Genomic DNA, 19,949 nt, shown 5'->3' on the forward strand with positions numbered 1-19,949 from the left:
CGTGCTTCCAAAATTAGATTTTGGAAGCACGCTTTTTATTTCAATTATAATTCTTATATAATTTACTTAGCTACAGCCTTTTTCTTTTCCTTCTTTTCTTCTTTACACAGACCAACTTTACAATATTTATCTTTTATGTGTTGGATAAATTCTTCTTTGAAATTATTTATAAGCGATAGCAGAGGTACATTTATACTTTGACCAAGTCCACAGAACGAAGCATCGGCACTTAAAATAGCTATCTGCTCTAAATATTTCAAATCATCCATAGTTGCTTCGAATTTTGTCATTTTCTCGAGAATTTCACACGCAAGTCTTGTACCTTCTCTACATGGTGTACATTTACCACAAGACTCGTGTCTGAAAAATTCCATAGTGTTTAATGCAATATCTACAACACAGTGTGAATCGTCAATTGCAAGTATAACACCAGATCCAAGACTTACACCATAATTTTTCATTGAATCGTAATCAAGTGGTACATCTAATTTATCTGGTCCAATAAATGTACCAGCAAGCCCTCCTGTTTGAACCATTTTAAGTTCGCGACCACCTTTTACTCCTCCACCGAATCCGTAAAGTACCTCTCTTACTGTGACTCCCATTGGTAATTCAACCATACCTCGTCTATTAACATCGCCAACAAGACAGAACACTTTTGTACCAGGTGAATTTGGCGTTCCGATGCTCCTAAACCATTGCGCACCATTAAGTATTATCTGAGGAACATTCGCAAGAGTTTCAACATTGTTTATAACTGTTGGTTTCCCAAAAAGACCAGACTGTGGTGGATAAGGTGGTTTAAGTCTTGGCCTACCTGACTTGCCTTCAATAGATTCGAGTAACGCTGTTTCTTCTCCACAAACGTAAGCTCCTGCCCCGAGCCTTACAGTAAGGTCGAAATTGAAGCCGCTACCAAGTATATCTTCACCCAAGAAGCCGTATTCATATGCGTCTTTTATGGCTTTTTTCAAGTTTTCTACAGAGTTATAATATTCTCCTCTTATGTAAATATAACCTTTCGTTGCACCAACTGCGTATCCTGCTATTATCATTGCCTCTATAACACTGTGAGGATCTCCTTCCATTATAAGCCTATCTTTAAATGTACCTGGTTCACCCTCATCTGCATTACATACTATGTACTTTTGATCAGCTTTTGTTTTAGCTGTAAATTCCCATTTCAAACCCGTTGGGAAGCCTGCTCCTCCGCGCCCTCTTAAACCACTGTCTTTTATCTCTTTTATAACTTCCTCAGGGGTCATTTTTAACGCTTTTGAAAGCGCAAAATATCCATCCCTTGCGATGTATTCGTCTATATTCCTTGGGTCGATAACTCCTATATTTCGCGTAACAATTCTTGTCTCTTTAAGTGCGAATTTTTCCGGAGCCTTTATATCAGATTTTTGTATTGTAAGGTCCCAAACAATTCTTCCTTTGAGCAAATGTTCCTCAACTATCTTTAATACTTCTTCTTTACTTTTGACAGAATAATAGACATCATCTGGAAGAACATGCATTACTACTCCGTTATAAGAACCGAGAGAGACAGTTTCTAAAACTGTTACGAGTGATGAGAGATTATAGTTATTTACAAGTTCTTTTAAATAATTTGCGTATTCTCTTGCACCAAGTAATATACTGTTGCTGTCCACAGATATAAGGACGGTGATTGGTGTCATTTCCCCTCACCACCTTTTAAGTTTTCAATAATTTCATTTACTTTTTCCACTGTAAGATCTCCGTAGTATTGGTCATTAACCATAATAACTGGCGAAACACCGCAAAGGCCAAGGCAACCTGTCTCTTCCAATGTAAATAATCCGTCTTTTGTTGTTTCTCCAAAGTCTACTCCTAATTTTTGCTTTAAAAATTGTACAATTTCCCTACCGCCTGGCACATGGCAAGGAAGACTTGTACAAACTCTGATTATGTACTTTCCACGAGGTTTAGTGGAGAACATAGTATAGAATGTAAGGACCTCATAAACTTTTGAAGATGGTATATTTAACTCTTCTGCTATCATTTCACCAACTTCTGGTGGAATATAATGACTTTGATAATGGTCCTGGACACGGTGGAGTAAATATACAAGCATATCTCTTTCTTCAAGACTTTCTTCTTTAATCTCGTTAATAATGTTTCTTAAAGTCACGCGATCCACACACCTTCCCTCCCCGAAAACAAAAATTTTGAAAAAATTTTGAAAAAGCCCACAATAGAGAATTAAAAAATGATTAAACCTAAAAAATAATAAAAGCAGGTGAGCTTCACTGCGGAAGATACTCACCTGCTCCTATTTTTACTTTGAAATCGTTGATTCTACTGCTGGTGTTACTTTGCTTATCGCTCCGAATCTACAGACTTCTATACAACTACCACATCTTACACATGCTTCTTGATCTATTTCGTGTACTTTCCTTACCTCTCCGTGTATTGCATTTGTTGGACACACTCTTGCACATGCCGTACAACCAACACATTTTTCTGGAGAGATTACGTAACTTATAAACGCTTTACACTTTTTCGCTGGACATATGTTGTCTTTTACGTGTGCTTCGTATTCGTGCCTATAATATCTAAGCGTTGATAAGACTGGATTTGGAGCTGTTTGACCAAGACCGCAGAGTGAAGAATCTTTAATTACTTGCGCGAGTCTTTCGAGCTTTTCAATATCTTCCATCGTACCTTCGCCTTTTGTTATCTTATCAAGTAAATCGTACATCACTTTCGTACCTTCGCGGCAAGGCGTACACTTTCCACAAGATTCATCAACTGTAAATTCAAGGAAGAATTTCGCAACGTCGACCATACAGTCGTCTTCATCAAGAACAATCATACCACCCGAACCCATAATCGCGCCGAGCTTTCCAAGTGATTCGTAATCCACCGGCGTATCGAAGAATTCAGAAGGAATAACTCCACCACTTGGTCCACCCGTTTGAACAGCCTTTATCTGTTTACCCTGTGGATGTCCACCACCAATTTCGTACAACAACTCCCTAAGTGTTATACCCATTGGGACTTCAACAAGACCAGTGTTTTTAATTTTACCAGCAAGAGCGAAAACTTTTGTACCTGGTGATTTTTCTGTTCCATATTGCCTGAACCATGAAGCACCTTTTAATATTATCGGTGGAACAAGAGATAATGTTTCAACGTTATTTATAACTGATGGTTTACCCCAAAGTCCTTTCTGGACAGGGAATGGTGGTTTGACCCTTGGTTGTCCTCTCTTACCCTCTATTGAGTGCATTAATGCAGTCTCTTCACCACAGACAAACGCACCTGCACCTATTCTTATTTCAATATCAAATGAGAAGTTTGTTCCGAGTATGTTTTCACCAAGGAAACCGTACTCATGAGCTGTTTCGATAGCCCTTCCAAGCCTTTCTATAGCGAGTGGGTATTCGGCTCTCACGTAGACAAAACCTTTTTGAGCACCAATTGCATAGCCAGCAATTGTCATAGCTTCAACTATCGAGTGTGGATCACCTTCAAGAACTGACCTATCCATGAAAGCTCCTGGGTCTCCTTCGTCTGCGTTACAAATCATGTACTTAATATCAGATTTCTGCTGACGTGCGAGCTCCCATTTCAAACCTGTTGGGAATCCAGCGCCACCACGTCCCCTTAAACCGCTATCTTTTATTTCTTTTATAACATCTTCAGGTGTCATTGTCGTAAGAGCTTTGTGCAAAGCAAAGTATCCATCTCTTGCGATGTATTCCTCAATGCTCATTGGATCAACAACACCGACATTCCTAAGCGCGATTTTCACTTGCCTCGCAAAGAATGGAATCTCTTCTTGGACAGGTTTGGCCTTTACAGTTAATTTCTCCTTTGCTCCCTCAAATAAGAATTCGGGGACTATACGACCCTTAAGTATATGTTCTTCAACGATTTTTTCCGCGGCTTTCGGTGTAAGTTTTTGGTAGTATACTCCGTCTGGATAAACAATCGCCAACGGGCCAAGGCTACATGCACCCATACAACCAGTTTCAACTACGGAAACAACGGTGTCCAGACCGTATTCTTTCAACTTTCTTTCAAAAGCTTGTTTAACACTTTCTTCACCAGCGGATATACAGCCACCACCAGCGCAGATAAGGATTGTATTAGTAGTTAAAGCCACGCTATTCGCCTCCCTGAAAATAATCGGATAATCAAAAATACTTGTCTAAAGTGTTATGCAATTATCCAACCTCGCCTCTTTTGACAACAAGGTCGGAAACAACTTTCCCTTCTAGTATATGTGACTGAACGATTCGCTTTGCATTTTCAGGAGTAACGTGTCCGTATATTACAGGCTCTTGCCCTTCAAGAGAAACTTCTATCGTCGGTTCAACTTCACAAAGTCCCATACAACCAGATTGAACAACTGCGATATCATCAATTTTCATTTCGTTCATGTATTCAACTATGGCTTTTAGCGTATCTTTCGCACCTGCGGCTATTCCACATGTACCCATTGCAACAATAATTTTTCCTCTTTTTCCACTTTCTCTCATCTTTATATTTTGAAGTGCCTCTTCTTTAATCTTCATTAATTCTTCTAAACTCTTTACTTTACTCATTGCGACCCACCCCTCCTGTAAGCAGCTATAATTTTACTTACCATATCAGGCGTTACTTTACCATAGAAATCTTTCTCACCAACAAGCACAACTGGTGCCATACTACAAGCACCAAGACATCTCACCGGATGAACTGAGAAAAGACCATCTTCTGTTACTTCTTCCGCTTTAACTCCCAGCTCTTCCAAAAATCTTTCCATAACTCTGTCCGCACCTTTAACGTAACACGCTGTACCAAGGCAAACTTTAATTTGATTTTTGCCTTTTGGCTTTGTAGCAAAGAAATTGTAGAATGTTACAACTCCATACACTTCTGATATTGGTACTCCTAACCTTTCAGCAACGTGTTCTTGTACTTCTTGCGGTAACCAGCCAAAGAGCTCTTGTGCTTTATGGAGCACACCAATAAGTATTCCAGGTTTATCCTTTACCTGGTCAATGTAAGCATCCAACTCCTCGTAAAGTTCTTTGTGTTTTTCACATACGGCCACACACATCCCTCCTTCACACTTCGTGATTATTATAACATACAAAAAGAAAATTTCACATATCAGAAAAAGCTTAATTTTGGAGATTTAATTAGAAAATTTTGATTATCCAACCATTTATATATTAATTTGATACATATTCATTTTTTCACAAAGTCAGGGAAAATAAAACAATAATCATACCTATAATTTTTAATAAACTCAATTTTTCACCTAAAAATACTATCGCTAAAAGTGTGGCAACTATAGGTTTCAAAAAGAATATTCTACTCGATTGCGTTGCGCCAATTTTTTCCATGGCTTTAAAAAAAGTTAGATAAGCAACACCTGTAACTATTAAGCCAAGATAAATCAAGATAAACCATTGGTTTATACTCAAAATGGGAATTTCAAACTTTCTGAATATTGTTAAAAGTAAAATATAAATCAAGCCAGAAGAGAGAGAAGAGTACGCGGTAACAACTAAAGAATTGTACTTTTTTGTATATTTTCTCATGAGCACAGTGTAAAGACCGAATGTTGAAGCGGCAACTACACCAAAGAAAATTCCCAACCAAGAATCTCCACTTATTTTTCCAAAACTAAAAATAACTAATCCAAGAAATCCTAATCCAATACCTACGTATTTTCTTAATTTGTACCTTTCATTGAGTATTATCCAAGCAAATAATGACACAAATATAGGGTTACTCGCAACCAATGTTGCAGCAGTAGAGGCATTTGAATATTTGACAGCCAACTGCAAAGATGTCATCGAAATTACGCTGTTCAAAATACCAACAAGTGTAATTGGCAGAAAATCTTTTATCTCAATATCATCTTTCACAAATATCATTAAAACTAATCCACCTAACAAAAACCGAAAAGCCGTCATGAAAAACGGGTCGACAATCCCCATCAACGGTTTTGAAACAACCTCTATACTTGAAAAAGCAAAAAGCGTAAATGCCAAATATAAATATGAACTAAGCATAAAAACAACCCCTTGTATAATATTTTAACCAATACTGTAGTGTTTAAAAATTTTCTTTTTAACATTCCAAGTGCATTTTACACTCGCATTAAACCAAACCATATTACCTGCCCCAAAGCTCACCTTCGTACCATCGTCAAGTGTAACTTCTACTTCTCCTTCTACAACATAGAATTGTTCTGGCTCATCATAATACCAATCAAAAACACTTTCTTCTTTACTCCAAGTAGGCCACATCTTGGCTTTCTTTATTTCTTCTTCCGTTGGCTTCCAAACCTTAACTTTTTCCATAGTATTTCCCTCCCCACAATCAAAGATTTAAAAACTTCTATTACAATTTTACTATCCAAACTCTGATTTGTTAATCAAAAAATTGTTAATCTTTGCGAAAATATTCACACAAAGATTAACATTCGAGTTATTATTTAGATAAAGACCTTTAAGAATAACCGTTGACCCTAAATTTAATAGATGCTATAATGAGCTAAAACAAATAAAAGTAAATTGTGCTAACCTAAGGGGGCATACAAATGAAGGATAAATTATTCGTATTAATAACAGGATTTGAGAAATTTGGAGGAGAGAAAATAAATCCAAGTGAAAATATTATCAAAAAAATTCGAAAGAAAAAATTCGACAACGTTCTGATTGATACTATAGTCTTGCCGGTTAGCTATGAGAAAAGTATTAAAATTCTTGAGGAGTACTATTCTAAAAACCAAGTTGATGTAGCAATTCATTTAGGGCAAGCTGGGGGAAGAGCAACTATTAATCTTGAAAGGGTTGCTATCAATCTTATGGATTCTATCCACCCGGATAATGATAATGTAACGTTAAGCGATAAAAAGATTATCGAAGATGGAAACGACGCATACATGACAAAAATAAAAATAAAAGAACTTGCGGAATTTTTAAATAAGAAGAACATCCCAACAAGCATATCATATACGGCAGGACAGTATATATGTAATGAAGTTTATTATTTTTCACTTTACAATTCCGAGAAAAGTAGTAATCCAAAGTTTTCTCTATTCATACACGTGCCATTTTTGCCTCAGCAAGTAAGTGAAAAGTACCCCAAGAATGATAAATTGCCGTCAATGCCTATTCAGTTACAATTTAAAGCTGTTATGGAGGTAATAAAAAATATACACAAATTCATATGAAATTTATTGATAAAATACTTTTATCATTGCTACATCTCCAAAAGATAGTGAGATACTCATCGGTAAATTTCTCAAAATGTGTCCTATTTCTATACCTTTGGTCATGAATACACTATACGCCCTGTACTCATTACATAAAATTGCGTAATCATCTGAGAAAGAATTCAACTCAAGTTCTTTTACTATATCTTCTATAATTCTATTGCTCGTATTTATAATTTTTTGTTCGTTATCCACAAAACAAAAGTGCTCGTTTTTACCAATGGATATTACTGAGTAATCATCTGGTATCTCTGCGTACAATTTCTTTATAATGTTTTCTATATAAAATGGCAGAATTTCGCTTGGAACACCGGCAACTTCTCTTTTTAGAAACTCAAATAAAAGTTTGTGTGAACTTTCATTAGGGTACTTTTTCTCAAAGATTGAATACAGGCCATCGGAATAAAGAAGATAAGCGTTACCTTCTTCCATATAGAATTTTCCAACATCTTCTATTGAATAAATATGGTCAATCAAGCCTATCGGGAAAGTATTTTTCATATCCAGCGGGTAAAAATCTTTTCCGTCATATACGATAATACCCGGATGGCCACAGTTAATATATTCGACGCTACCACCAGGATGTATCTTGAAAAATATTCCCGTCAAATAGTTATTTGCCAATATACTTTTTGTTCCTTCGTGAAGTTCGTTAACAATATCAACAAGTGACGTATTTCTGCTTGTGGAAGAACGTATAGCGGATTTTACCGCAGAACATAAAAGAGCAGATTGGATTCCGTGTCCGGATATGTCAGCTACATATCCAAAAACCTTTCCATCAATTTCAAAGTAATCGTAAATGTCTCCACCTACAATCTGTGCAGGTAAGTACCTTGAAGTGAACCATACACCATTCTTAAAAGATATTTCTGGTGGTAGCATAAGCTTTTGTAAATTAGTCGCCAGGCTTAAACTATCTTTCAATTCAGTGTAAAGGTTCTCTATTCTCTCTCTATTTTTCTTAAGTTCTATATGGAGCGCAACCTTTGAAATAAGCTCAATATCCATAACGGGAAGTTCTATAAAGTCCGAAATCCCAATTTGATATGCATCAAAAAGTATGGTGTATTCCTTCTTTTCGACTATAAGAATTATGGGAATATCTTTAAGTTTACTGTCTGTTTTTATCTTTTTTATCCAAGTAAAGCTTTCGTGTGTATTGGATGAATAAATTAAAATAATTTGGAAATTATTTTCCATATTTAAGTCTTCTACACTATTGATTAAAAAAACTTCATATCCAACAAAATTTAGCAATTCCTGGACTTCGCTAACAATTTCTTCTTTGTTAGATAAGACACATATTTTGTCAACCAATATATCCTCACCCTATCCAAAATAACTAATTTTATTTAATTTTTTCTACGATTTCTTCCCCACCGAACATCCTCTTTATCTCTTCATTTCTTTCATTATCGTTAAGTTCTTTTATTATTACACTATCACCGTTTCTTACAATAGAAAAATGTTTTTCAGCCCTCAAAGCTATCTGTGGCAAATGCGTTACGATGATAATTTGATGTTCTTTTGCCAATCTTTCAAGTTTTTCGGAAAGTTTGACCGCTGTTTTTCCACCAACTCCAGAATCTATTTCGTCATAAATCAAAACAGGTGTACTTACAGTAGATAGTTCAAGTGCAAGCATCAATCTTGAGAGTTCACCACCAGAAACTATTTTTCTTAGCGGGTAAAGTGGGCCTGCACTTAAAGTACTACCAACCAACTCTACTTCATCTATACCATTTGAAGAAAGTTCTGTTTTTGAAAATGAGAAATCTATCCTCGCATTCATATTCAAATCTTTAAGATGCTCCTGAATTTCACTTATAATCTTCTCAGATGATTTTTTACGATTAAGACTTATTTCTTCAGCAATTTTGTACAATTTATCTTCAAGAGTAGATTTTTCGTAATCGGCATTTTCAATCAGCGACAAGGTCTTTTCTTTCTCTTCCAAAGTTTTTTTCCATATGCTAAGATTTTCAAGTACGTCTTCGGTTGTTGGACCGTATTTTCTTCTAATCTTTTTGTAAACCCATAACCTGTTCTCTATATCCTCTATATTAACCTCATCAAGTTTTATCAATTCTTTTGACAAACTGTTCTCAAGTTCTGCTACTGATTCAATTATCTTATCCAATTCATTGTGGAATTTTTCCTCTAGGAAAGAGTAAAGTTTCCGTAATACACTTTCCGTTTCCTCAAGTTGCTGAGATGCTAAGTTATAATTTTGTAAAAGCGTCTGTATGTTTGAAGCTTTTTTGTAAGCATTCTCAAGTTCTTCCTCTTCTTCGACACTTAAATTTGCTGAATCTACCTCACTAATTTTTTGCCTTAGTTCCTCAATTTCTTGAATTAACTTGTCCTTATCAACAACAGAAAGCATCTTTATTATATTATTATAACGTTGGTAAAGTTCTTTATATTCTATTATTTTTTCTTCGTGCTGTGCAATATTATCGAGTATCTCTAATATAAACGATTTTTCAAGTAATTTCATATGAGAATTTTGCTTATGTATAGTAATTATATTCGATACGATGTTTTGAACAATATCTTTTGGCACAAGTTTACCATCTATCTTGTAAAAAACCTTTTTCCCCTTTTTCTCAACACTGAATATATGTTGCCCACTGCTTATTCCATATTCTTCGTTAGGATGATCAATATTTAAAACGATGTCAGCAGAGAAAACATCACTTCTCACGTTTCCATAATCAACAAACGCACCAATTATATCTAATAGCAAACTTTTCCCAGTGCCTGTTTCGCCTGTGATAACATTTAAACCTTCGGAAAAATAAATATCAATATCTTTAAGATAAACATATTCGTTTATATGCAGTAGTTCAATCAATCGTGACACCTCTCAATTTTTGTATTTATAGAATTTCAAAAATTTATTTTTCAAGGTCACTCTTATCGAATCCATACGGCAACAATTCTTGTACTGTTGTTTCAATCCAATCTCCTTTTGTATTTGCAAGTATAACCTTAAAATTCCCAAATTCCGCCATCACTTGTCTGCACGCACCACAAGGGGCTACAGGTTTATCTGTATTGGCTATAACAACGAGTGTATCAAAATCTCTTTCTCCTTCAGATACCGCTTTGAAAATAGCTGTTCTTTCAGCACAGTTTGTTAAGCCGTAAGAAGCATTTTCAACATTCACTCCAGTGAAAACTTTCCCGTTTTTAGTAACAAGCACAGCTCCAACTTTGAAATTCGAATATGGCGCATAAGCTTGCTCACGCACTTCTTTTGCAATTTCTATAAGTTCATTAATTTTCCTCTCTTTGTCTGTTTTCTCCATCATCATTTTTTTCCTCCTTATCGATATCGACATTTATCTTCATAAGTACTTTTTCAATCCTATTTCTTGAAGCCGCGACAACTTTGTAAGTTATATTACTATCTTCATATTGCTCACCAACTTTTGGAATATGATGGAATTTATCTAGAAGGTATCCCGCAAGCGTTTCAAATTCGCCTTCCGGAAACTCTATTCTGAGTTCTCTTTCTATGTCATTTAACGAAAGCGTTGCGTCGACCAAATATGTAAAATCATCTAGCTTTTTAATTCCTGTGCTTTCATGCTCATCGTATTCGTCCATTATCTCGCCAAATATCTCTTCAAGTATATCTTCCATAGTGACAATTCCTGCGGTACCACCATACTCGTCAACCACTATCGCCATGTGGACTTTTTTGCTTTTAAACTCTTTAAGCAACTCAGAAACAGGCATAACCTCTGGGACAAAAAGTGGCGGCCGCATGAGTTCTTTCACTCTCACTTTATTCATAACATCAGAACCACGCTGAGCAATAAAAGAAAGTATATCCTTCGCGTAACATATACCTACAACGTTGTCTATTGTATCTCTATAAACTGGAATTCTTGAATATTCCTCTTCTATGATAACATTAATTACCTCTCCAAGTGTCTGAGTTTCCTCAACTGCAACAACATCTATCCTTGGTATCATTATCTCTTTAACTAATGTTTCATCCATCGCAATCGTTCTTTCTACCATAAGGCCTTCTTCGTGGTCAATAGTGCCTTCTTCCCGTCCCATTTCAAGATAAGAGGCAATATCATCCATTGTTATAAAAGGTGCTTCTGCTACTTTTTGACCACCGAAAAGTTTTACAAAATAATTAGATACGGTGACAAAGAATGAAACGAGTGGAGAAAGAAGTTTTGAAATTGGTACAACTAATTTCATACTTATCTCGAAAAATTTTTCACTATTCTGCCTTGATAAAATTTTTGGAGTAATCTCACCAAAAATAAGAAGGAGAAAAGTCATAACAAATGTCGAAACTATTGTTGAGAGCGATTCATAAACTATGATTTTCGAGAACATAACAGCCGCTATAGAAGAAGCTAATATATTAACTATGTTATTTGAAATCAAAAGCGCAGTTAGCAATTTATTAAACAAATGAATTTCTGTTTTTTCCTCCTCATCTTCCTTTTTCCTTGCAAGTGTTCTTAACTTATGTTTACTTACAGAAGTCAATGCTGTCTCAGAAGCTGAAAAAAATGCCGATAATATTATTAGAAAAGCTATAATCAAGATGCTCCACATATAACTCAATGGATCATCCACAAACAACACACCTCCACAATATGATATTGTTATTTACACTTTTTATTATACCATAATGACTTAAACTAATAACTATTATCTAAAAATTTTGAAAAATAATAGGATTTTGATATAATAAACTAGAAATTTATAATGGTCTAAAACTTTTGAGGATGGTGGTATTTATAAATACAAGAGAAATTTTCAACGAAGAATTATTTCAGCTTTTTATTAGTTTGTCTAAGTCTTCCATTTTTCTAATATTATGCGATAGCAACGGCAATATATTAAATTATTCCGATAATGCTCCAGAATTCATAGTTAAAAATAGGAATATCTTCGATGTTGTTGATGGACTAAAAGAGTTTATAGAAAATATTAAATATGAATCCAGCGTATCGCTGGATAATTTTTTTAGCACAAAAAAATCAAAAGAATTGCCTATCGTAGAAAAACTTAGATTAATACCAATAATCAAAAAAGATAATTATCTCATACTTGGCGAAGTTGTAACTCAAAAGGTACTTATAGATGAATATATTTCAGAAAGATTAAACACATTAAACATGTACCTTGAGTTTGCCCCTGTATTTTTTGTCGTTCTCAACAAAGAGGGAAACATCGATTACATAAATTCTTGGGCTCTTAGGAAAACAGGGTATAACTTTGAAGAAATTATAGGGAAAAATTGGTTTGAAATATTCATACCTGAAGATATTAGAAATAAAGTTTTTGACGTTTTCAAACTTATTTTAGATAAAAAAATTGAACTTGCTCAAACTTATGAAAATGAAATATTGACCAAAGATGGAAAATTTATAACAGTGCTATGGGAAAACAAACTATTAGTAAAAAATAACGAGCCTTTTGGAACGATAAGTGTTGGAGTTGATGTTACAGACAAAAAAATAAAAGATTTTGAGGGGAGTGTATTGTTTGAACTTCTCAATACATTTTCAGAGAGCGATTATCAAAGAGCGCTGAAAAGAATTTCAGCAGTTTTAAGAAAAGATTGCAATTTTTCATTCATAAAAGTGGAAATTATAACGTCAGAGGAGATTCACGAGTCCCTAATATTAGATAATACTGAATATAATAAGGGCGCGCAAGAAAATTTGGAAGGATTAAATATATACGAGAAAAAAACAGAAGATAAAACTATAAGAATATATACAAAATGTGAAAAGCTACCAAAATATGCAACTGAAAATTGTATTAAAAACGTAGTGAATTTCCTCTTTTCATTCGCTGATAAATTTTATTATGTACAAAAACTTGAAGAGGCATCATTTAAAGACCCACTAACAGGATTGTATAACCGCAGGTATTTTATGATAATGCTAAAAAATGAAATAAGAAGGGCAAAAAGATACGGAACAAAATCATCTGTAATGATGATAGATTTGGATGGCTTAAAGCAGATAAACGATACTTTTGGACATGACAAAGGCGATTTGGCAATTAAAACTTTAGCGCAGGCCATGATTTCAAGCACGCGAGTTACAGATGTGTGTGCTCGTTTTGGTGGAGATGAATTTGCAATTCTTTTGCCCCAAACACCTGTAGATAAAGCCCAGGTAATTGTTTACAGATTAAAAGAAACACTGGAAAAGTTTAATTCTGAAAGCACTGAAAAGTTTAAAATTCATTTCAGCGCTGGAATAACTAGCATAATTAAAGCAGACGATGATGAAGGAATAAATACGCTCAAACGTGCAGATGAATTGTTATATAAGGCAAAAAGCCTTGGAAAAAATTTAATTATTATAGATAATTTATATAATGAATGATATTATCGACCTGGGATATAAAGCGAAAATTTCGCCGCGATGTTTTCATATGTCATATCAGTTAACTGAACAACTTTGGTTGGATGAAACCTTAAGCCAACACCGTAAAAAAGTAAATAAACCTTTCCTGTTTTACCAACCGTAATAGTCGATTCAGGTGGAATAATTATATCGTAATTTGTTCTTATCTTCGGTTCCTTAAAGTAGAAGAATCTGTAGTTTGATAATCCTGGTTGTACTTCTTTTGAAAAATATGTATTATCCTTATCTTTTACTGTGACCCAAACTGACTCGTTTCCAACAACGAACATCATAAAATAGCCTGTTGTTGGATCATCGTTTATTGCCGTTAGTATTTTTTCAAAATCATAGCCAAATTCTTTGAGGTGTGTTGATGCCGATATATATTTATCAATAACTGAATTTGGGCCAATGAGTGTCTTGGTTTGTTCAAGTTGTTCATTCATCTCCAAAACTTTGTTATCAACATACTTTTTCAACTGATCGTATTTCTGGAGAATCTCTCTGTACCTAATGAAATTTCCAAGAGATAATACAACTGATACTATAACTATTAATAAAAAAAGTATCCCAAAGAACGAGGAGAAATCACGTGTTTTTTTCTTACGAACCACTGGCATTAATCTACCACCTCATATTGAGAAAGATTTTTATTTTATCAAAATTCTAATAAATTGGACGTGGAATCTTTGATACAAGCCTTGCTTTGATTAATAAACCAATTAGAGCACCAAATATTACAGTTGATGTTCCACCATAGCTTATAAATGGAAGAGGTATCCCCGTAACTGGAAGAATTCCAAGGTTCATACCTATGTTCTCAATAACATGAAAAGTAAAAATAGAAGAAACACCAATTGACACATATTCCCAAAAACTATCCTTATATCTTCCTATTCTTAATAGACCACCAAATATTATTGTACCATAAATTAAAATTAAAACCAAAGAACCTATCATTCCAAATTGCTCGGCGTAAGCTGAAAATATAAAATCGGTGTATTGCATAGGAACTATATGCATATTTGTACCCGTTCCAAGACCATAGCCTGTACCAAATAAACCACCGTTCGCAATTACAACTTTAGACATTATTACGTTGTAGGCACCGTACTGGAAGTGTTCTTCTGGATTGAAAAGTGAAATTATGCGCGCCCTTTGATAATCCTTCAATACAAAAAAGAAACTAATCGGAGCTAGCAAAATACCAATAAGTAAGATCAGAAAAATGTATCTTCTATCAACATCACTTGCTAGTAACATCACAAACCAAACAAATAAAACTAATAATGTCATGCCAAGATCTGGCTCAAGAAATACCAAAAAAGCTGGAAAAACTGCAAATATAGAGTATAAAAACGCTTTGTTGTTTTTTTGCTTTGAAAAAATATTTGATAATAAAAGCACAATAGAAAATTTAAAAAGTTCAGATGGTTGAAGATCGAAAGGTCCTATGTCGATCCACCTCTTAGCCCCGTAAACCGTCTTACCAATTAAAAGCACAAGTATAAGAAGTAAAACTGATAACGCATATAAATATTTTCCATATGTTTTCAATCTAGACTCTTTTTCAAAAATTATGTAGAACATCACCCCTAAAGCAACGATATCCCAAAAAATTTGTCTTTGGAATCTGTAAGATTGTGATGTATCCCTTACAACACTCTTAAGAGTCACTAAACCAATTAAAATTAGTAAAATCACAAGGGATATAAGTAAATAATCAAAGAAAGAGAACTCGTTTTCTTTCATATTTTCCAAACCAACCTTATGCTTCTTTTTTGCTTTCATCGTCTTTTGCTCCCGCTATACCTCCATTTTCAGAATTATCAAAACCGATTTTAAAACTATTTTCTACTCTTTCTTCGAGTCTGCAATATTGACATTTTTCCTCAGTCGTTGGAAATCCACATACTGAACATTCTTTAAGCTCAATTTTTTGTTCTTTATAAACGATATCTCTTAAATTATCAAAATAACCAAACAACAATCTGTGCTTTGCACCTGGCTGTTCACTCTCTATTAAATTTAAATATTTTTTATAATTAGAACTAGTCGCTCCTTTTGCAAATGGACATTTTTGTTCCATAAAAGGTATATTGTTTAAGAACACGTACGCATATGTCTCACGCTCTGTCACGTAAATAAGTGGCTTGGCTTTTCTGACAAATTTCTCGTGAGTCTTTTCGAGTACGGGCCATTGCCTTGCAAAATATTCAACTTGCCAGTTTAGTATATTCCCGAAGAGAAAAGTCGCCTCATCATCCAAATTATGCCCTGTCACAAGTACGCTAAAACCATTCTCAACGGCAAATCTATTCATCCAGTACCTTCTTACAATTCCACATATACTGCACACGGGACGGCGAACTATACTTGCTATTTCAGAAGTGCCGAGTCCGTGAAAATGTTGCGTTGTGTCGTAAATGTTGATGGGAACTCCTATAGATTCCTGCAAACTCTTGACAACTCTCTCAGCAGCGTTCGTATGTCTTCCCATCTTTAAAAATAATCCTTCTACGTTGTAACCAAGTTTCTTTAAAGCGTAAAGTACCGCGCTACTATCTTTACCACTTGAAACAGCGACAAGTACTTTATCTTCTTTTTGAAACATTTTGAAGTCGTTTATAGCCTTTTGCACTCTTTTTTCAAAAAATTCAATAAAATGTTCTTTACAAAATGCTACATTATGAGCCCTCAAATGTATCACAGCTTGATTTGAACATTTTTTACATTTCAAGCTCCCACCTCCGAAATAAATCTCATTTTCTATTTTTTCTTGTGTAATTGTACCAAAAATCCCCGCTTTTGAATAGCGGGGATTTTTATCTAAACGAAAAGTATTAAAATTTTAATTAATAATACTATATTAATATCTCAGTGAAAAGACGGACCTAACACCATTATAGTAGTAGAATATACCAACGTAGTCACCTTTTTTGATGTTTTCTACAACTTTATTCCACGAATTAATATCTTTTATGTCGTAAGAATAACCGTTCACAGAAATTCTCCATATTACTGAGCCAACTTTTATGTACGAATTTTGAGATTCCTTAACAATAACACCTTCGACACCTGCAGGTACTTTGTATTTATTTCTATCATCAGATGTTATATTTGAAACTTTCAAATTTAAAAATTCTTTAGCTGCGGTGCTCCCTGTTTTTTGTGTTGGGAAAGTTCCAAGTGTCACCTCAACTGTGATTTCTTTACCCGCTCTGTTAAGAGTAACTTTTACCTTTGTACCTGGGGTGTAGTTTCTAACAAGCGATGTTAGTTCTTCAGCTAATTCCACATAGCTACCATTTAGCTTTGTTATTACGTCTCCTTCTTTTATTCCTGCTTTTTCTGCTGGTGAACCTTTTTCAACTTGGGCAACGTAAACTCCCTTATTTACTTTTAAACCCAAACTCTTTGCCAAGGATTCTGTGACAGTTTGAACATATACACCAAGGTATGCCTTTTCAACTTTTCCAGTAGCTATTATTTGATTTATAAATCTCTTGGCTGTGTTTATTGGTATCGCAAATCCAATATTCATAGCTTGAGATGGATTAATTATTGCTGTATTTATACCTATTACCTGTCCATATATGTTTAGCAAAGGCCCTCCACTATTTCCTGGGTTAATTGCCGCGTCTGTCTGTATCAAATTTGTGTAATAACCGCTTCCATCTGGTTTTGGTATTTTTCTACCTACGGCCGAAATAACACCAACAGTTACAGCGTGCTGGAATCCTAAAGGATTACCTATAGCTATCGCCCACTCACCAATTTGAAGCTTATCTGAATCGCCAAGCTCGATAACTGGTAAATCTTTTTTTGGTGAAATTTTTATGACTGCAATATCCAACTCTTCATCTCCGCCAATGTATTGAGCGTCGTATGTATCACCGTTAAGAAGGGTAACTGTTATCTTCTTCGCGCCTTCCACAACATGGTAATTTGTAACTATATAACCTTCCTTACTTATTATGAATCCAGAACCGACACTATCCGATTCTTCAAATTGTCTTGGAATGTCACCAAAAAACTGCTTGTAGAATTCTCTTATAAATGGGTCAATATAAACTTCAGTTTGAACGACAACGTCTATCTTGACAACTGCTGGAGCTGCAGCCTTAACTACGTTCACAATAGGACTTTGGTAATCTGCATTTACTATACCAAAAGATAAAACAAATAATGTTGTTAAAATGCCAAAAACTAAAATCTTAACTTTTTTCATAAACTAGCACCTCCTTTAGATATGTTTTCATATGTCTTTAAATATACTTTCAAAGATTCAATTCCGAAGTTATTATATCATACCGTACCTTAAAGAAACCTTAAATACAATAGCTTTTATTTGGTTTTTTAGAGAATTTACCCACATTTTATAATAAAAAGCATGCTTTAATTCTAATCTAAATATCCCTAACTATTGCTCTTTTTTATAAAGTATTTACTTTTATGAAGAAATATGATAAAATGTAAATACAACGTTACAAAACAGGAGGTGTTGTTAATGATTATAAGACTTATCTTGGGCTTAGAAAGCAAATTTATTTTTGATATTGATGAAGAAACGCCCATTCTTGTTATTTTACGAGATCTTTTCTATTCTGGTGATTGGAGAAATTTAAAGAAAGATATCGAAGAGCTTAAAGAGTTATATGAAAGTGTAGAAATTCTTGAAAAGATAGAAGAAAAAATCGTATTGTTGAATGAACTCGTTTACGAACCTATCGTTTGGACAGAAGTTAAGGAATTTCTTGAAAAATATGGTTTGACCCCAGAAAATATGTTACATGCCACAGCCGATGGGCTTTACGAATTAGCAATAGAATATGCAGACAAGAATCAAATCGAAGTTGCAAAAGATATTTTAAAATTCGCAATGAGGCTAGACAAAAATTACGCTCCTGCCTATGAATTTTTCGGTTCATTGTTACTAGAAGAAGGAGACATCGAAGGAGCGATAAAGTATTTAAATAGATCTATCGAACTTGACCCTTGGCTTATTCAATCTTACTCAATGATAGGCGAGGCATATTACAACATTGGTAACTATGAAAAAGCTGTAGAATACTGGGAAAAAGAAATCGCAATTTCGCCATCTAATACATTTACCTATTTCATGATTTCGGATGCTTACACGAAAATAGGAAAACTCGAAAAAGCGATAGAGATTTTGGAAAAGTACAGAGAAGAGTCAGAAAATAGTATTATAGCCCTTTACGAGCTCGCAGAATTATACAGAAAGAAAGGTAATGAAGAGAAGGCAAAAGAGTACGAATCCTTAATTATGGAAATAGACCCACAAAAAGATCCAAATGGCATCGAAATCTGGGCGAAAGTACATTTGAAAAAAGGGAATTACGACAAGGTAATATCGGTAATAGAAAATGCAATAAAAGCTAATCCAGAAGCCAAACATCTGAATTTAGTATTGGCGGTAGCGTACGTAAAAACAAATCAGATAGAAAAAGCAAGACGGGTTGTTGAAGAATTGAAAGACGATAATTTCTGGTACTTGTATGGTAAACGTGAATTCTTCGATGAGCTTTTGACAAATAGTGAAAAGGAATTGTGTGGTATAAAATGAAGTATGTTATCTCATTCATACTAGGTGCTATATTTGGTAGTTTTGCTAATGTTTTAATATATAGACCTATTGCGGGGCTCAAATTAAATGAGCCTCGCTTTTCAGTCTGTCCAAATTGCAAAAATAGAATAAGATGGTATGATAACATACCTATATTAAGTTATATTATTCTTGGCGGGAAATGTAGATATTGTAAAAGTAAGATAAGCATAAGGTATCCAATTATAGAGATTTTATACGCCATAGTGTTTACACTAAATGCTATATTTTTCCCTCTTGATATCTCCATAGTGCTAAACATTATTTTCACTGTTTCCGTTCCGGCCGTATTCATTGATTTTAAAAAAATGCTCTTGCCAGATTACACATGGATAGTGATTTTAATATCATCTTTCTACTCAAATGTTGCTCATTTTAAAGAAAATATTTTGCTAGACACTTTCGGTGCTCTAATTACTTTAGTAATTCTTTTGCTTCTTAAAATAAGATACAAAGACGGCATAGGTGAAGGTGACATATTTCTCTTTCCAGTAGTTGCTTTTTCAACAGGATTTATTTTCATGCCTCTGCTCCTTCTAATTTCTTCTGTTTCAGGTATAATTTTTTCTTTTCTAAAGAAAAACAAACTCATTCCTTTCGGTCCATTTATACTTATAAGTGGTTATATTTTAACAATATTTAGATATTCAATATTCTTATAGCTTTT

At 34.3% G+C, this 19,949-nt stretch carries 19 protein-coding genes; 4 read left to right on the forward strand and 15 right to left on the reverse strand.

Annotated elements, in window-relative coordinates; translation table 11 throughout:
* Positions 1-62: 62 nt before the first annotated feature.
* The 7 genes from nuoF (FNOD_RS05165) to FNOD_RS05195 all read right to left on the reverse strand — a co-directional run bounded on the left by nuoF (FNOD_RS05165) (position 63) and on the right by FNOD_RS05195 (position 6,329).
* Positions 63-1,682 (reverse strand): NADH-quinone oxidoreductase subunit NuoF, encoded by a 1,620-nt coding sequence (gene nuoF, locus FNOD_RS05165; protein WP_011994156.1) that lies wholly within the window; start codon positions 1,680-1,682, stop codon positions 63-65.
* Positions 1,679-2,164: an NADH-quinone oxidoreductase subunit NuoE gene (gene nuoE / locus FNOD_RS05170; RefSeq protein WP_011994157.1), complete on the reverse strand. Its 486-nt coding sequence runs from the start codon at positions 2,162-2,164 to the stop codon at positions 1,679-1,681. Before nuoE ends, nuoF (FNOD_RS05165) begins: the two co-directional genes overlap by 4 nt.
* 138 nt (positions 2,165-2,302) lie before the next feature.
* Complete coding sequence (nuoF, locus tag FNOD_RS05175) at positions 2,303-4,135, reverse strand: NADH-quinone oxidoreductase subunit NuoF (RefSeq protein ID WP_011994158.1); 1,833 nt, start codon at positions 4,133-4,135, stop codon at positions 2,303-2,305.
* 61 nt (positions 4,136-4,196) lie between these two features.
* Positions 4,197-4,577 (reverse strand): (2Fe-2S) ferredoxin domain-containing protein, encoded by a 381-nt coding sequence (locus FNOD_RS05180; RefSeq protein ID WP_011994159.1) that lies wholly within the window; start codon positions 4,575-4,577, stop codon positions 4,197-4,199.
* Positions 4,574-5,068, reverse strand: a complete 495-nt coding sequence (locus FNOD_RS05185) for an NADH-quinone oxidoreductase subunit NuoE family protein (RefSeq protein WP_011994160.1) — start codon at positions 5,066-5,068, stop codon at positions 4,574-4,576. The genes FNOD_RS05180 and FNOD_RS05185 overlap by 4 nt, the downstream gene beginning before the upstream one ends.
* A gap of 145 nt (positions 5,069-5,213) precedes the next feature.
* Positions 5,214-6,038: a DMT family transporter gene (locus FNOD_RS05190; RefSeq protein ID WP_011994161.1), complete on the reverse strand. Its 825-nt coding sequence runs from the start codon at positions 6,036-6,038 to the stop codon at positions 5,214-5,216.
* 24 nt (positions 6,039-6,062) lie between these two features.
* Positions 6,063-6,329, reverse strand: a complete 267-nt coding sequence (locus FNOD_RS05195; protein ID WP_011994162.1) for a cupin domain-containing protein — start codon at positions 6,327-6,329, stop codon at positions 6,063-6,065.
* 239 nt (positions 6,330-6,568) lie between these two features.
* On the opposite strand from FNOD_RS05195, the gene FNOD_RS05200 reads away from it, so the two are divergent.
* A complete protein-coding gene (locus tag FNOD_RS05200) occupies positions 6,569-7,204 on the forward strand; it encodes a pyroglutamyl-peptidase I (protein ID WP_011994163.1) in 636 nt (211 codons plus the stop codon).
* Positions 7,205-7,207: 3 nt separating this feature from the next.
* Here FNOD_RS05200 and FNOD_RS05205 read toward each other — a convergent pair whose 3' ends face one another.
* From FNOD_RS05205 to FNOD_RS05220, 4 genes are read right to left on the reverse strand one after another with little or no spacing between them, the layout of a single operon-like run.
* Positions 7,208-8,566, reverse strand: a complete 1,359-nt coding sequence (locus tag FNOD_RS05205) for a PP2C family protein-serine/threonine phosphatase (RefSeq protein ID WP_011994164.1) — start codon at positions 8,564-8,566, stop codon at positions 7,208-7,210.
* A gap of 31 nt (positions 8,567-8,597) precedes the next feature.
* A complete protein-coding gene (locus FNOD_RS05210) occupies positions 8,598-10,106 on the reverse strand; it encodes an AAA family ATPase (RefSeq protein WP_011994165.1) in 1,509 nt (502 codons plus the stop codon).
* 43 nt (positions 10,107-10,149) lie between these two features.
* Positions 10,150-10,563, reverse strand: a complete 414-nt coding sequence (locus FNOD_RS05215) for a cytidine deaminase (protein WP_011994166.1) — start codon at positions 10,561-10,563, stop codon at positions 10,150-10,152.
* The gene (locus tag FNOD_RS05220) at positions 10,532-11,863 is read right to left on the reverse strand and encodes a hemolysin family protein (protein ID WP_011994167.1); all 1,332 of its coding nucleotides are present in this window, start codon (positions 11,861-11,863) and stop codon (positions 10,532-10,534) included. The genes FNOD_RS05215 and FNOD_RS05220 overlap by 32 nt, the downstream gene beginning before the upstream one ends.
* A gap of 152 nt (positions 11,864-12,015) precedes the next feature.
* Between FNOD_RS05220 and FNOD_RS05225 the strand changes: the two genes are divergently transcribed.
* Positions 12,016-13,632 carry a sensor domain-containing diguanylate cyclase gene (locus FNOD_RS05225; protein ID WP_011994168.1) on the forward strand — a complete coding sequence of 539 codons (1,617 nt, stop codon included), beginning with the start codon at positions 12,016-12,018 and terminating at the stop codon, positions 13,630-13,632.
* A 2-nt stretch (positions 13,633-13,634) separates the two neighbouring features.
* On the opposite strand, the gene FNOD_RS05230 is transcribed toward FNOD_RS05225, so the two are convergent.
* From FNOD_RS05230 to FNOD_RS05245, 4 genes are all read right to left on the reverse strand, one after another.
* Entirely contained in the window at positions 13,635-14,273 is a 639-nt protein-coding gene (locus FNOD_RS05230; RefSeq protein WP_011994169.1) for a hypothetical protein, read from the reverse strand.
* 46 nt (positions 14,274-14,319) lie between these two features.
* Positions 14,320-15,444 carry an FtsW/RodA/SpoVE family cell cycle protein gene (locus FNOD_RS05235; RefSeq protein WP_011994170.1) on the reverse strand — a complete coding sequence of 375 codons (1,125 nt, stop codon included), beginning with the start codon at positions 15,442-15,444 and terminating at the stop codon, positions 14,320-14,322.
* Positions 15,422-16,393, reverse strand: coding sequence for a TIGR00269 family protein (locus FNOD_RS05240; RefSeq protein ID WP_011994171.1), 972 nt, complete (start codon positions 16,391-16,393; stop codon positions 15,422-15,424). Before FNOD_RS05240 ends, FNOD_RS05235 begins: the two co-directional genes overlap by 23 nt.
* Positions 16,394-16,522: 129 nt before the next feature.
* Positions 16,523-17,884, reverse strand: coding sequence for a Do family serine endopeptidase (locus FNOD_RS05245; protein ID WP_011994172.1), 1,362 nt, complete (start codon positions 17,882-17,884; stop codon positions 16,523-16,525).
* Positions 17,885-18,163: 279 nt separating this feature from the next.
* On the opposite strand from FNOD_RS05245, the gene FNOD_RS05250 reads away from it, so the two are divergent.
* The gene (locus tag FNOD_RS05250; RefSeq protein ID WP_011994173.1) at positions 18,164-19,243 is read left to right on the forward strand and encodes a tetratricopeptide repeat protein; all 1,080 of its coding nucleotides are present in this window, start codon (positions 18,164-18,166) and stop codon (positions 19,241-19,243) included.
* On the forward strand, positions 19,240-19,944 hold the full coding sequence (locus FNOD_RS05255) for a prepilin peptidase (RefSeq protein WP_041256912.1): 705 nt from the start codon (positions 19,240-19,242) through the stop codon (positions 19,942-19,944). The genes FNOD_RS05250 and FNOD_RS05255 overlap by 4 nt, the downstream gene beginning before the upstream one ends.
* Positions 19,945-19,949: the final 5 nt, after the last annotated feature.

This window comes from Fervidobacterium nodosum Rt17-B1, assembly GCF_000017545.1.
Classification (GTDB): Bacteria; Thermotogota; Thermotogae; order Thermotogales; family Fervidobacteriaceae; genus Fervidobacterium; species Fervidobacterium nodosum.